Source organism: Flavobacterium odoriferum (genome assembly GCF_025499515.1).
In the GTDB taxonomy this organism is placed as follows: domain Bacteria; phylum Bacteroidota; class Bacteroidia; order Flavobacteriales; family Flavobacteriaceae; genus Flavobacterium; species Flavobacterium odoriferum.
The window spans coordinates 182,260-193,753 of the sequence record NZ_JAMKFA010000012.1; the positions used below are offsets into that span (position 1 = coordinate 182,260).

The 11,494-nt window shown below is 33.3% G+C and carries 12 protein-coding genes and 1 pseudogene; 3 read left to right on the plus strand and 10 right to left on the minus strand.

Features of this window, described 5'->3' with window-relative positions; translation table 11 throughout:
* The first annotated feature begins 121 nt into the window (after window positions 1-121).
* A complete protein-coding gene (locus M9Q43_RS10575) occupies window positions 122-391 on the plus strand; it encodes a hypothetical protein (RefSeq protein WP_262318873.1) in 270 nt (89 codons plus the stop codon).
* Between the two features lies 1 nt (window position 392).
* Here M9Q43_RS10575 and M9Q43_RS10580 read toward each other — a convergent pair whose 3' ends face one another.
* Complete coding sequence (locus M9Q43_RS10580) at window positions 393-1,145, minus strand: rhomboid family intramembrane serine protease (protein ID WP_262318874.1); 753 nt, start codon at window positions 1,143-1,145, stop codon at window positions 393-395.
* A gap of 72 nt (window positions 1,146-1,217) precedes the next feature.
* Here M9Q43_RS10580 and M9Q43_RS10585 point away from each other — a divergent pair, with 72 nt between their 5' ends.
* Complete coding sequence (locus tag M9Q43_RS10585) at window positions 1,218-2,495, plus strand: replication-associated recombination protein A (protein ID WP_262318875.1); 1,278 nt, start codon at window positions 1,218-1,220, stop codon at window positions 2,493-2,495.
* A 3-nt stretch (window positions 2,496-2,498) separates the two neighbouring features.
* Here M9Q43_RS10585 and M9Q43_RS10590 read toward each other — a convergent pair whose 3' ends face one another.
* The 7 genes and pseudogenes from M9Q43_RS10590 to radC all read right to left on the minus strand — a co-directional run bounded on the left by M9Q43_RS10590 (window position 2,499) and on the right by radC (window position 8,416).
* Window positions 2,499-3,212: a hypothetical protein gene (locus M9Q43_RS10590; RefSeq protein WP_262318876.1), complete on the minus strand. Its 714-nt coding sequence runs from the start codon at window positions 3,210-3,212 to the stop codon at window positions 2,499-2,501.
* Window positions 3,213-3,215: 3 nt separating this feature from the next.
* On the minus strand, window positions 3,216-3,908 hold the full coding sequence (locus M9Q43_RS10595; protein WP_262318877.1) for a YjjG family noncanonical pyrimidine nucleotidase: 693 nt from the start codon (window positions 3,906-3,908) through the stop codon (window positions 3,216-3,218).
* A 50-nt stretch (window positions 3,909-3,958) separates the two neighbouring features.
* Window positions 3,959-4,450, minus strand: a complete 492-nt coding sequence (locus tag M9Q43_RS10600; protein WP_262318878.1) for a hypothetical protein — start codon at window positions 4,448-4,450, stop codon at window positions 3,959-3,961.
* The gene (locus M9Q43_RS10605) at window positions 4,443-5,702 is read right to left on the minus strand and encodes an ABC transporter permease (protein WP_262318879.1); all 1,260 of its coding nucleotides are present in this window, start codon (window positions 5,700-5,702) and stop codon (window positions 4,443-4,445) included. Before M9Q43_RS10605 ends, M9Q43_RS10600 begins: the two co-directional genes overlap by 8 nt.
* Window positions 5,699-6,328 (minus strand): ABC transporter ATP-binding protein, encoded by a 630-nt coding sequence (locus tag M9Q43_RS10610; protein WP_262318880.1) that lies wholly within the window; start codon window positions 6,326-6,328, stop codon window positions 5,699-5,701. The genes M9Q43_RS10605 and M9Q43_RS10610 overlap by 4 nt, the downstream gene beginning before the upstream one ends.
* Window positions 6,329-6,792: 464 nt before the next feature.
* Window positions 6,793-7,452 (minus strand): annotated as a pseudogene (locus tag M9Q43_RS10615) (superoxide dismutase); the annotation flags it as partial.
* A 280-nt stretch (window positions 7,453-7,732) separates the two neighbouring features.
* The gene (radC, locus tag M9Q43_RS10620; protein ID WP_262318881.1) at window positions 7,733-8,416 is read right to left on the minus strand and encodes a RadC family protein; all 684 of its coding nucleotides are present in this window, start codon (window positions 8,414-8,416) and stop codon (window positions 7,733-7,735) included.
* A gap of 156 nt (window positions 8,417-8,572) precedes the next feature.
* Here radC and M9Q43_RS10625 point away from each other — a divergent pair, with 156 nt between their 5' ends.
* A complete protein-coding gene (locus tag M9Q43_RS10625; protein WP_262318882.1) occupies window positions 8,573-9,220 on the plus strand; it encodes a DUF1287 domain-containing protein in 648 nt (215 codons plus the stop codon).
* A gap of 66 nt (window positions 9,221-9,286) precedes the next feature.
* On the opposite strand, the gene M9Q43_RS10630 is transcribed toward M9Q43_RS10625, so the two are convergent.
* Both M9Q43_RS10630 and M9Q43_RS10635 read right to left on the minus strand, forming a co-directional pair.
* Complete coding sequence (locus M9Q43_RS10630) at window positions 9,287-10,642, minus strand: UDP-N-acetylmuramate--L-alanine ligase (protein WP_262318883.1); 1,356 nt, start codon at window positions 10,640-10,642, stop codon at window positions 9,287-9,289.
* A gap of 87 nt (window positions 10,643-10,729) precedes the next feature.
* Window positions 10,730-11,416, minus strand: a complete 687-nt coding sequence (locus M9Q43_RS10635; RefSeq protein ID WP_262318884.1) for a tetratricopeptide repeat protein — start codon at window positions 11,414-11,416, stop codon at window positions 10,730-10,732.
* Window positions 11,417-11,494 lie beyond the last annotated feature (78 nt).

Genomic DNA, 11,494 nt, shown 5'->3' on the forward strand with positions numbered 1-11,494 from the left:
ATCGCTCATATATTTTGGTTTTTTAATTTCAAGCTTGTTTTCTTTTTTATTACTTCACACCTCATCGTATTCCAAAAGTTCAAAAGTATTATTTTCTTTAATTCCTATAGCAAGTATTCTTATGATACTAAAAATCGGAATATTGAATTTTATCTTTTCAATTTCAACATGGAAAACTCAAACAATTTTGTATCAAAATAAAGAAAATAAAAATTTAAAAGTCGAGTTTCAAATGCTTGATATTGGATTTGCAGGATACGACAAAAGAGAAGTAGAAATTCATTATTTCACAGATTGGTTTTACACATTCAAACCTAGAAAAGAAAATTACGAACCAAGCAAATGGGATATAATTAACAAAGAAGTAAACGAATTAAATCTTGTATATTAATTCACTTCTTCCCTCCCAAAAACTCATACACCACTTTCATTGAAGAATTAAAGTATTCTTTAATCACTTCTTCTGGTTTTGGTGGCGGATTGAAATTTCCTTTTTCGTCGAAGTTTTTCATAAAGGGGTCGAGTTCTGGATTGAAATCAGGTTTTTGCCATTCGTAGAAAATTGTTTTTCCAAATTGTGGCGTTTTCAAAACCAATGCTAAAGCCAATCCAACGAGAAATCCGGCTAAATGTCCTTCCCACGAAACACCTTCTTTTACATTTGGGAACATATACCAAACGCTTCCGCCATACAAAATTACGATGGTGAATGATAAAGCTACTAATCGGTAATATTTGGTAAAAATACCTTTGAAGAAGATAAAACTCACCAAAGCATAAATTAATCCGCTGGCACCGATATGATAACTTGGTCTTCCCAATAACCACGTTCCTAATCCTGAGAAGAGAATTCCTAAAAATAAAACCACAAACGATTGTTCTTTGTAAAAATATCTCAAAATAGGCAACAAGACCAATAGTGCAATGGAATTATTCGCTAAATGTTCAATATCGCCATGCAAAAAAGGGCTAAAAAGAATTCCTTTTAAACCGAAAACTTCCCTTGGATAAACACCAAAATGCGACAAACTATGATGAAAATGCAATTCGTACCAAAAAACCGACCATAAAGTCAACACAAAAAATAACGGCAAATAAATGACCGCTTTTGTAAACTGAAAAGGATTATCGTGATGTTTTTCCATACTGAATCGAACTCAAAGATAAAGCCAAAAATATTTCTATGCACATTTGTCATAAAATTGTAATTTTACATCATGAATCAACCATTAGCCGAACGCATTCGCCCACAACAATTATCGGATTACATCAGCCAATTGCATTTAGTTGGACCTGAGGGTTCGTTAACACAACAAATTACCAAAGGATTAATTCCGAGTTTGATTTTATGGGGACCACCTGGAACTGGAAAAACTACCTTGGCGCAAATTATGGCACAAGAAAGTAAACGTCCGTTTTACCAACTGAGTGCGATACATTCTGGCGTTAAAGACATTCGTGAAGTCATTGAAAAGGCAAAACAAAGTAGTGGTTTATTCACAGCAAAAAATCCGATTTTATTTATTGATGAGATTCATCGTTTTTCAAAATCACAACAAGATTCTTTACTGGCTGCAGTTGAAAAAGGTTGGGTAACTTTGATTGGCGCTACCACTGAAAATCCGAGTTTTGAAGTTATTCCTGCTTTATTGTCAAGATGTCAGGTTTATGTTTTGAATGCGTTTACCAAAGACGATTTAGAAGCTTTATTGCATCGTGCAATGAAAACCGATGTGGAACTTCAAAAGAAAAACATCCAATTAATAGAAACCGAAGCATTGTTAAGACTTTCGGGTGGCGATGGTAGAAAATTGTTGAACATTTTCGAATTGGTTATTAATGCTACCGAAAACGACACTATTGAAATTACGAATGAAAAAGTAATGCAATTGGTACAAAAAAATACGGTATTGTATGACAAAACTGGCGAACAACATTATGATATTGTTTCCGCATTCATAAAATCGATTCGTGGAAGCGACCCAAATGGCGCGGTTTATTGGTTAGCTCGAATGATTGAAGGTGGCGAAGATGTAAAATTCATCGCCCGAAGAATGCTAATTTTAGCAAGTGAAGATATTGGAAATGCCAACCCAACAGCGTTTATCATGGCAAATAATGCTTTTCAAGCGGTGGCAACTATTGGTTATCCCGAAAGTCGCATTATTTTGAGTCAATGTGCAATTTATTTGGCAACTTCAGCAAAAAGTAATGCAAGTTATATGGCTATTGGGAAAGCCCAACAAATGGTAAAACAAACTGGCGATTTACCTGTTCCTATTCATTTACGAAATGCACCTACCAAATTGATGAAGGAATTAGGTTACGGAGAAGAATACAAATACTCACACGATTTCCCAAACAACTTTGCCGAACAAGAATTTTTACCTACCGAAATTTCGGAAACTAAATTTTTTGAACCTGGAGAAAATGCTCGCGAAAAAGAATTACGTCAGTTTTTAAAAAATCGTTGGAAAGATAAGTATGGATATTAAGTCTTAAAACTTAACCTCAACTTTTTCAGAATACACTTTTCCATCAAAGTCATATTCAAAAAACCATCCATTATTTTTCTTAAAAAGAACACCCTTGTATATATCCTTACTAGCAAGAAAAACAGTATCTAACGAAGTAGCATACAAATAAAAAACTTTGAATCCCGAATAATCAACTAAATTATATCCTGTTTCAGTAACTTCAGCTCGAAGTTCACTAGTGTTAATTATAGAATTTGATTTAAGCAATGGCTTTTCTTCAACTATTTTGTCAGTTATAATAGATGATTCAACCAAATTATTTTTGAAGTTTATTACACCTTTTAAACTATTTAGTGCAGATCTGAAAGCAATTGGATATGCTTTATCATAATCTTTTTCTCTTGTTGAACCTTGATCGCTAGTGTAAATTACTTTATTATAACAATCTTTAATTTCAATATTGATTTTCACAGAAAACATAGTGTTATTTTTTACAGCGTCAACAAACAGACCTAAACATCTATTTTTAGCCAACTCATCAGGAAAATAATCGGTATCATAAAACACTTGAAACCCTTCTTTCTCAAAGAAAGACTTCGTAATATAACTCGTGTTATATTTGTTCTCTTCTTTAAAAAATTCAAATTTTTTAGGAACAATAATATATTTATACTTTTCTTGCGCAAATGAAAAAGTGTAACTCACTAAAAGTAATAATAATGCTATTTTTTTCATGATCTATAATATTTTTTTTAATTCTAATAAATGATTCACCTGAAATACAGGATTTTCTACTTCTATGTTTTGTTCATTGAAAAACACCGCTTCAATGCCAGCTTCTTGTGCTCCAATGATATCCGCTTCGTAACTATCGCCTATCATGAGGCTTTCTTCTTTAGAAGCATTTGCCAAAGATAAGGCAAAATCAAATATGTTTTTATGTGGTTTTTTAACTCCAGCCATTTCTGAATTGGTAATCGTTTCAAAATAATGGTCAATATTGGAATTTTTCATTTTTTTGGTTTGAACCGATGCAAAACCATTGGTTATAATATGCAATTGATACTTAGGTTTTAGATAATCCAATAACTCGATTGCGCCATCAAACAAGTGATTATATTCGGGTAAGTATTTGATGTATTCTTCTGATAAGTGATGAATCATTTCGTCTGAAACTTCAAATTTTAAAGCATCAAAAACGTCTTTCAAACGATAATAACGTAAATCTTCGTGTGTGATTTGATTCACTTGATACAATTTCCAATAATGTTGGTTTCTTGGAATGTAAATATTTAAAAAATCCGATAATTCAATATCAAATCCTTGTTGTTTGAAAATCGTATCAAACGCAAATCCTGAATTTTTATCAAAATCCCAAAGCGTATGATCTAAATCAAAGAAAATGTGTTTTTTATGTTGGAATGATTGCAATGCTATGTATTTGAATGATTAAAAAAAGCCCAAACGAATGGACTTCTAAATTATTTACTTTGCGAGATAATTACAGCGTCTTCGATATGGTAAATCCAATCTTCTACGTCGGTTTCGTTATATCTAAAAGTTCCTTTTAAGGTTACATACGTATCGGTTTTTAACTTTGGAAAAGCGCCACCTTTAAACTTGATACCTGCAATTGTTTCTGGTCCTGATTTTCCACAGAAGAAACAAGCGGCAAAAACGTTTTTACTCAAAGCATAATTCTTATTGTCGATTGGCACTATGAAACCGCTCATGAAAACGGTTTTCTTTTGCATCATTTTCAATTTCATATTCACTTGTGGAAATTCTACTTCTCCATACGTTGCGTGTTTTTTACGAACGTATTTGATATCACCCAATAGTTTCCATGTTAAGGTATCCGCTGCTACTGATGTTTTAGTAGAAGCTTTTACAGTTGAAGTTGTACTATCTGAAAAGCTCATCATCGAAATAAAAACGACTAAAGCCAAACTTAATTTAATATAATTACGCATTTGCTAATGTTTTTGAAATATTTAAATTGTATGCTTTTACGGCAGGAATTAAAGCTGCAATAAAGCCCACAAATATAGTTAGTAAAAATAAAGTTCCTTCTTTCTCCCAAATAAATTCGTATGGATTAAAACTCATTTTGAAATCTTCTTCAGCTGAGTTGGATAACATACTTAACCCTACTCTTCCCAAAATCGTACCAAAGATAAATCCGACCACACATAAAAGCAAACTTTCAATCATCACGACTTTTAGAAGCTGTAGTCTTTTGGCTCCGTTGACACGCATTAAGGCAAATTCGTTTTCGCGTTCTTTCAATGTGTTGTAAAGTGCGATGAAAATCGAAATTCCTGAAATCAACATGATTCCGTATGCCAAATATTGTAAAGCTGAAATTCCAATTCCAAATAAAGAGAACAAACGATTCACTTCGATAGCTGGTGAAGCGACTTGCATTTTAGTATTTTGTGCGATGATTCTTGGCCAAGTTACAATTCCCATTTTGTTACGGAATTTTAGTAAAACGGCTGTGATTTCCATTCCAGGTTCATTTAAAGTCATATCAGTTTCTTCGTGATGTTCTTCACCTTCTACATGAACGTGACCTTCTTCACCATGTGCTGGATTTTCTGCTTCTTCATGTCCGCCGTGCATTTGCCAAACACTTGGAATCGTACACAAAATCAAATTATCGACTACTTTTCCTGTTGGTTTTGCAATTCCGACAACTTTGTATCCGTAATGATCGTGCACTTCCCCTTCAGCTGCATCACCGTGTGAACCGAAGAACTCATCTCCTATTTTTAAACTTAATTTTTGAGCGATATCACTTCCGATTACAACTTCAAAATTCTTTTCGAATAGTTTTCCTTCAGAAATTTTTGCTCCATATTTTTCTAAATAATCGGGTGTTGTTCCTAAAATTTTATAACCGCGATAATTATCTCCAAAAGCTAATGGAATGGCTTTTTGAACAAACGGATGTTGCATCCAAACTTTTGCCGAATCGTAACTAATATTTCCTGTAGGAGAATCCACTTGGTAAACTGAAGATAAAATCAATTGTAATGGACTTCCTTGCGCTCCCATTACTAAATCAACTCCGTCGATATTGCTTGAAAATTTTTCTTCAAATTGCTTTTCGACCAAAACCAAAGTCGTAATAATCGCAACACTTGAGGTTAGCAAAACAACACTCAAGATGGTATTTAATGGTTTGAACCATATATTTTTCCATGCTAATTTTGCTATCATATCAAGGTAATTTTATTGATAAATCTTTCTTTAATTCGGTTATCATGCGTAACGATTAACAAAGCGGCTTTATATTCTTTCGATAAAGAAGTAAGCAATTCGATTACTTTTTCCGCATTTTTATCATCTAAACTTGATGTCGGTTCATCTGCTAATAACACTTTTGGTTCGTTCATTAACGCACGTGCAATTGAAACACGTTGTTGTTGTCCAATACTCAAATGCGAAGGCAATTTAGACGCTTGATTTTCGATGCCTAATTGTTCTAATAATTTCTTAGCACGTTTGGTATGTTTTTTACCCGTTGCTAACCAACTTGCCATTTCTAAATTTTCCAAAACGGTCAACGCACCAATGAAATGCGATTTTTGAAAAACCACACCAATATGCTTTCCGCGAAATTTATCAGTTGCTTTTTCAGAAAGTGCTACAATATCGGTTTTATCGATTTCGATTTCGCCTTTAGCTGGTTTTAATAATCCCGCCAGAATATGTAAATAGGTAGTTTTTCCTTTACCTGAATCTCCTGTAATTAAAAGCGTGTTCCCAGCTTCGCAATACAAATCAGGAAAGATAAATTCTTGCTCTTTACTATAAGAAAATCGTATGTTTTTAGTGCTTATCATTAGTGTTTCAGCATTAATTTAATGTTGCAAGATAACAAATTCGTTTAAAAAATTTCTTAAATATTTTCTAATAAAAAACCTTGCGCATAGAGTAAGCACAAGGTTTTTCTGTTTTAATTAAAATACTATTCTTCATCATGTGTACACAATCCTACAATAGTATGAAAAGTATCGTGTAAACCATTTAAAGCTTTAGTGATTTTTGCATCTGACGCTTTTGATTTTACTAATTTATCTAATGCTTTACTGTCTTTAGCTAATTTATTAACCGAAGCTACAATTTCTTTTTTATTGAATTGAGCTGGAATTTTTGCCATTTTTAAAGCATTTGCTTTTTCAGCCATTTCAGCGCTTCTTTCTTTGATAGGTTGTAAGTTTCCTTCCTCACTTGGATGGAACGTTTGCGACATCACTTTGTGAAAGGTTTTGATTTCTGGCCAAGCTGCAAATGTATCTGGTTTTGGCATTGCTGCTTTGTATCTTTTGCTTACTTCTGTCCAGTTTACAACACTCCATAAAGCGGATAAATAGTCAGCTCTTTTGTTCTGATATTTTAAGTAATAAGCGTGTTCCCAAACATCGATTCCGAAGATTGGTGTTCCTTTTACTTCTGCAATATCCATTAATGGATTATCTTGATTTGGTGTTGAACTAACAACTAATTTTCCTTCTTTCGTCACAACCAACCAAGCCCAACCTGAACCAAAACGACTCGCTCCAGCCGCATTTAATTTTTCTTTCAACACATCAAAACTTCCAAAAGTTTCATTGACTGCTTTTTCTAATTCAGCAGACATTTTAGTGTTTTTCTCGGGTGTTAAAACCGACCAAAACAATTCGTGATTATAATGTCCTCCCGCGTTATTACGAACAGCTGGAGTCATTGTAGAAACTTTTGCAAAAATTTCGTTTAAACTTAATTTTTCATCAGCAGTTCCCGCTAAAGCCGTATTTAGATTTTTAACATAAGCTGCGTGGTGTTTGCTGTAATGTATTTCCATTGTTTGAGCATCTACAAATGGCTCCAAAGCATTATAAGCATAAGGCAATGCTTTTTGAGTAAACTGTGCCGAAGCTGTTATAGTTACCAAAAGAGTTGCAACTAAAAGTTTTATGTTTTTCATGGTTTAATAATTTTTGATAAAAATACGGCTTATTGATTAGATAAAAAATTAAGAATTCTTAAAATTTCTATAATTGTTGGGTTTAAAAACAAAGAGCGCAGAGTTTTTTTTGCAAAGTTCGTAATGAAATTAATTTTTAGAATTTCTTCAATCTGTGTTCCAAAAAAGCAAAGCGTCTCTGTGGATCTCTTTCAACATAAAGTTATTCAAAAAAAACTCAGTGAATCTCTGTGTAACTCTATTCAATGAAAAACTATGTGACTATGTGTTTAGTAAAAAATCAAAAAATCCCTTCATCCTGAAAACTCAAATATCCATTTTCGGTAATGATAAGATGATCTAAAACTTGGATTTCTAAAGTTAGTCCTGCTTCTTTTATGCGCTTTGTGATTTTTAAATCGGCTTCACTGGCAATTAATTTTCCTGAAGGGTGATTATGAGAAAGAATTAATCCTGTTGCATTTTGTTCGAATGCCATTTTAAAAATTAAACGAATATCAACAACTGTTCCGGTGATTCCGCCTTTTGAGAGTTGGGCTTTGTAGATGACTTTATTTGAATTATTAAGATACAATACCCAAAATTCCTCATGAGGTAATTCTCCAATAACGGGTTGCATGATATCAAAAACTGCTTTGCTGGAAGTGATTTTTTTGAGTTCAATAGCGTCTTCTGCTCTTCGTCTTCTTCCTAATTCTAATGCTGCGGCGATGGAAATAGCTTTGGCTTCTCCTATTCCTTTGAATTGCATGAGTTGTGAAACCGACATTTTTCCTAACGTATTCAGATTATTTTCTGAAGAAGCTAAAATGCGTTGACACAACTGCACCGCGCTCTCATTTCGAGAACCAGAACCAATTAAAATAGCAAGTAATTCGGAGTCTGATAAGGCAGATTTACCTTTTAGAAGAAATTTTTCACGTGGGCGATCGTCTTCAGCCCATTGGTTGATTGGCGTGTACATAAAAATTTATTTTGGCGTTTATAAGGACAAAAATAATTGAAAAAATCTAAATGTCAAAATTATTGATGGAAGATGGATGATGGAAGAATTTATACAAACTTTAGAATAATTAATACTAAATTCAACTGAAATTCCGTTTTCTTAAAAAAATATCATATGAAATTTACTGGAATTATTTTATTGTCTTTTTTATTTCTGAATTGTAAAAAAGAAACACTTAAAACTGAAGTTACGCAACAGATTGAATCAAAAACAGAAATCAAAGCAATTGAAAAACCAACTGATTTCTATCAAAAACTTTCCAATGCTGCGATTTCGATAATTGATCCTGAAGTGGTTTATACTCCGGATTATGTTGGGATAAAATATCCAAATGGTGATGTTCCTGCAAAAACTGGGGTTTGTACTGATGTGGTGATTCGTGCCTATCGAAAATTGGGAATTGATTTGCAAAAAGAAGTTCATGAAGACATGAAAGCTAACTTTTCTTTGTATCCGAATTTAGAAAAATGGGGTTTGAAAACTACAGATAAAAACATCGACCACAGAAGAGTTCCGAATTTAGAAGTTTTCTTTTCTCGTAAAGGAGCAACTTTACCGATAACGCAAAATCCTAAAGATTACAAAGCCGGTGATTTAGTCACTTGGATGATAGGCGATAAATTACCACATATTGGTATTGTAACGCACATAAAATCAAGCAATGGAAACCCAATGATTGTTCACAACGTAGGAAGCGGACAAGTTTTAGAAGATTGTTTATTGAGTTGGAAAATTGTGGGGCATTTTAGGTATGAAAAATGATTTGTAGAGTATTTAATTTGAAGATTTGAAAATTCAATAACATTTTCAAATCTTCAAATTCTCAAATTAATTTATCAACCCTTTCACCTCATCAAAATTCAATCCACCATAATTTCCTGAGCTCATTAATAATAAAGCGGAATTTTCTAAATTTTGGTTGAACAAAAAGTCTTTGAATTCTGTTGGATTGGTGTAAATAATTAAATCTTCTCTTTGGAACGATTGTGCTATTTGGTCATACGTTACTTCTTCCAAACGTTTGATTTTTACCGCATCTGGCGAGTAGAACACAACCGCAACATCGGCTGCATCTAAAGCACCTTGGTATTCTTTTAAGAACTCGGCATTCAAACTGCTGTAGGTGTGCAATTCTAAACAAGCGACTACTTTTCTATCTGGATATTGTGCTTTCACCGCTTTTGTAGTAGCTGAAACTTTACTTGGAGAATGTGCAAAATCTTTGTACGCGACTTTATTAGCACTTTCAGCAATTTTTTCTAAACGTTTTGAAGCTCCTTTGAAACTGGCAATTGCTTCGTAAAATTCGGCTTCATCAACGCCCATGCATTGGCAAATCCACTTGGCTCCTGCTAAATTGCTTAAATTGTGTGCACCGAAAACCTCAATTGGCATTGGTCCTTCTGGTGTGTCTAACAAAGTGGTTCCGTTTTCAACTGTGTAACTTGGTGTTTGATAAGCAATTTTTCGGATTGGATTTTCGGTTCCTTCAGCTACTGATTTTACTGCTTCGTCTTCTTCGTTGTACACTAAAATTCCACCACGCGTGATTTGGTTGGCAAAAATTCTAAATTGTTCTACATAATTATCAAAGGTTGGAAACACATTAATATGATCCCAAGCAATTCCTGATAACAACGCAATATTAGGTTGGTACAAATGGAATTTTGGTCGCAAATCAATTGGAGAAGTCAAATATTCATCGCCTTCCAGAACAATAAAATCGTTGTTTTCAGTTAAATGTACCATTGTGTCGAAACCTTCCAACTGCGCTCCTACCATGTAATCCACTTCGATATTGTGATAATGCATCACATGTAAAATCATCGAAGTAATTGTAGTTTTTCCGTGTGAACCACCAATAACTACTCGAGTTTTGTTTTTTGATTGTTCGTATAAAAATTCTGGATACGAATAAATTTTCAAGCCTAATTCTTGTGCTTTCAACAATTCAGGATTATCAGCTTTAGCGTGCATTCCCAAAATAATCGCTTCAATATCCGTTGTGATTTTTTCTGCATACCAACCTTCTTCGGCTGGCAACAAACCTTTTTTCTCCAAACGCGATTTGGAAGGTTCGAAAATAGCGTCATCGCTACCGGTTACGTGATATCCTTTGTTATGTAATGCTAATGCTAAATTGTGCATGGCTGCTCCGCCGATGGCTATGAAATGTGTTCTCATTTTTATAGTTTATGAGTTAAAAAGGTATATGAGTTTAAGAGTTTGGACACATTGCCTTTTAAACTATTAAACCTATACCCTTTTAACCTATTTTTCAAATTGTTCTTTTAATTTATTAGCTTTTGCTTTGTCTTTCAACTTGTTCAAATATAAGTCATATAATTTTTCGAAAGTGGTTTTTGAATTACCAATTTCGTGTGCTTTTTTATAATTTATTTCGGCTTTTGAATAGCGACTGAAATACACATCGATATAACCTTTTGCTAAATAACCATCGACTTTTGAAAGTGCTATTAATTCATCGGCATATTTTTGTGCCTTTTTTTCACTTCCACCTATCATAGCGGGTAATTCGATGTATAACATAACTAATGCCCAACGAGTTTCTATATGTTTACTATCTAATTTTGCAGCGGTTAAAAATGATTCTTCTACTTCGTCAATCATTCCTAAAGCTTTGAATTTATTGGATTCTTTGGCTTTCATTCCGAGTGCACCACCATATTTGTACCAATAATTAGCATTTTTCGGATAGCTAACTTTTAGTTTTTTATAATTAGTAATCGCAGCATCCCATTTTTTTTGATGTCCGGCAATATCGCCAAGATATTCAATAGTTTTGGTGTGATTGGGATGCGATTTCAAATGTTCTGAAAATAGTTTTTCGGCTTCGTTGTATTTTTTTTGAGCGTACAATTTCTCGGCCTTTTCCAAAGTAGATTGTGAGAAGACTGAAAACGAAAGTAATAGAAAAAAGATTTGAATGTTTTTCATTTCCCAAAAATAGTGAAATGATTTTAGTTAATTTTACTACAAATAATTTAATTTTAATCGTCCCAACCTTTTTATACT

Bases quoted from the DNA above. Each gene is read 5' to 3' on its own strand.
- M9Q43_RS10575 (WP_262318873.1), top strand. From the start codon at position 122: ATGATACTAAAAATCGGAATATTGAATTTTATCTTTTCAATTTCAACA.
- M9Q43_RS10580 (WP_262318874.1), bottom strand. From the start codon at position 1,145: ATGGAAAAACATCACGATAATCCTTTTCAGTTTACAAAAGCGGTCATT.
- M9Q43_RS10585 (WP_262318875.1), top strand. From the start codon at position 1,218: ATGAATCAACCATTAGCCGAACGCATTCGCCCACAACAATTATCGGAT.
- M9Q43_RS10590 (WP_262318876.1), bottom strand. From the start codon at position 3,212: ATGAAAAAAATAGCATTATTATTACTTTTAGTGAGTTACACTTTTTCA.
- M9Q43_RS10600 (WP_262318878.1), bottom strand. From the start codon at position 4,450: ATGCGTAATTATATTAAATTAAGTTTGGCTTTAGTCGTTTTTATTTCG.
- M9Q43_RS10605 (WP_262318879.1), bottom strand. From the start codon at position 5,702: ATGATAGCAAAATTAGCATGGAAAAATATATGGTTCAAACCATTAAAT.
- M9Q43_RS10610 (WP_262318880.1), bottom strand. From the start codon at position 6,328: ATGATAAGCACTAAAAACATACGATTTTCTTATAGTAAAGAGCAAGAA.
- radC (WP_262318881.1), bottom strand. From the start codon at position 8,416: ATGTACACGCCAATCAACCAATGGGCTGAAGACGATCGCCCACGTGAA.
- M9Q43_RS10625 (WP_262318882.1), top strand. From the start codon at position 8,573: ATGAAATTTACTGGAATTATTTTATTGTCTTTTTTATTTCTGAATTGT.
- M9Q43_RS10630 (WP_262318883.1), bottom strand. From the start codon at position 10,642: ATGAGAACACATTTCATAGCCATCGGCGGAGCAGCCATGCACAATTTA.
- M9Q43_RS10635 (WP_262318884.1), bottom strand. From the start codon at position 11,416: ATGAAAAACATTCAAATCTTTTTTCTATTACTTTCGTTTTCAGTCTTC.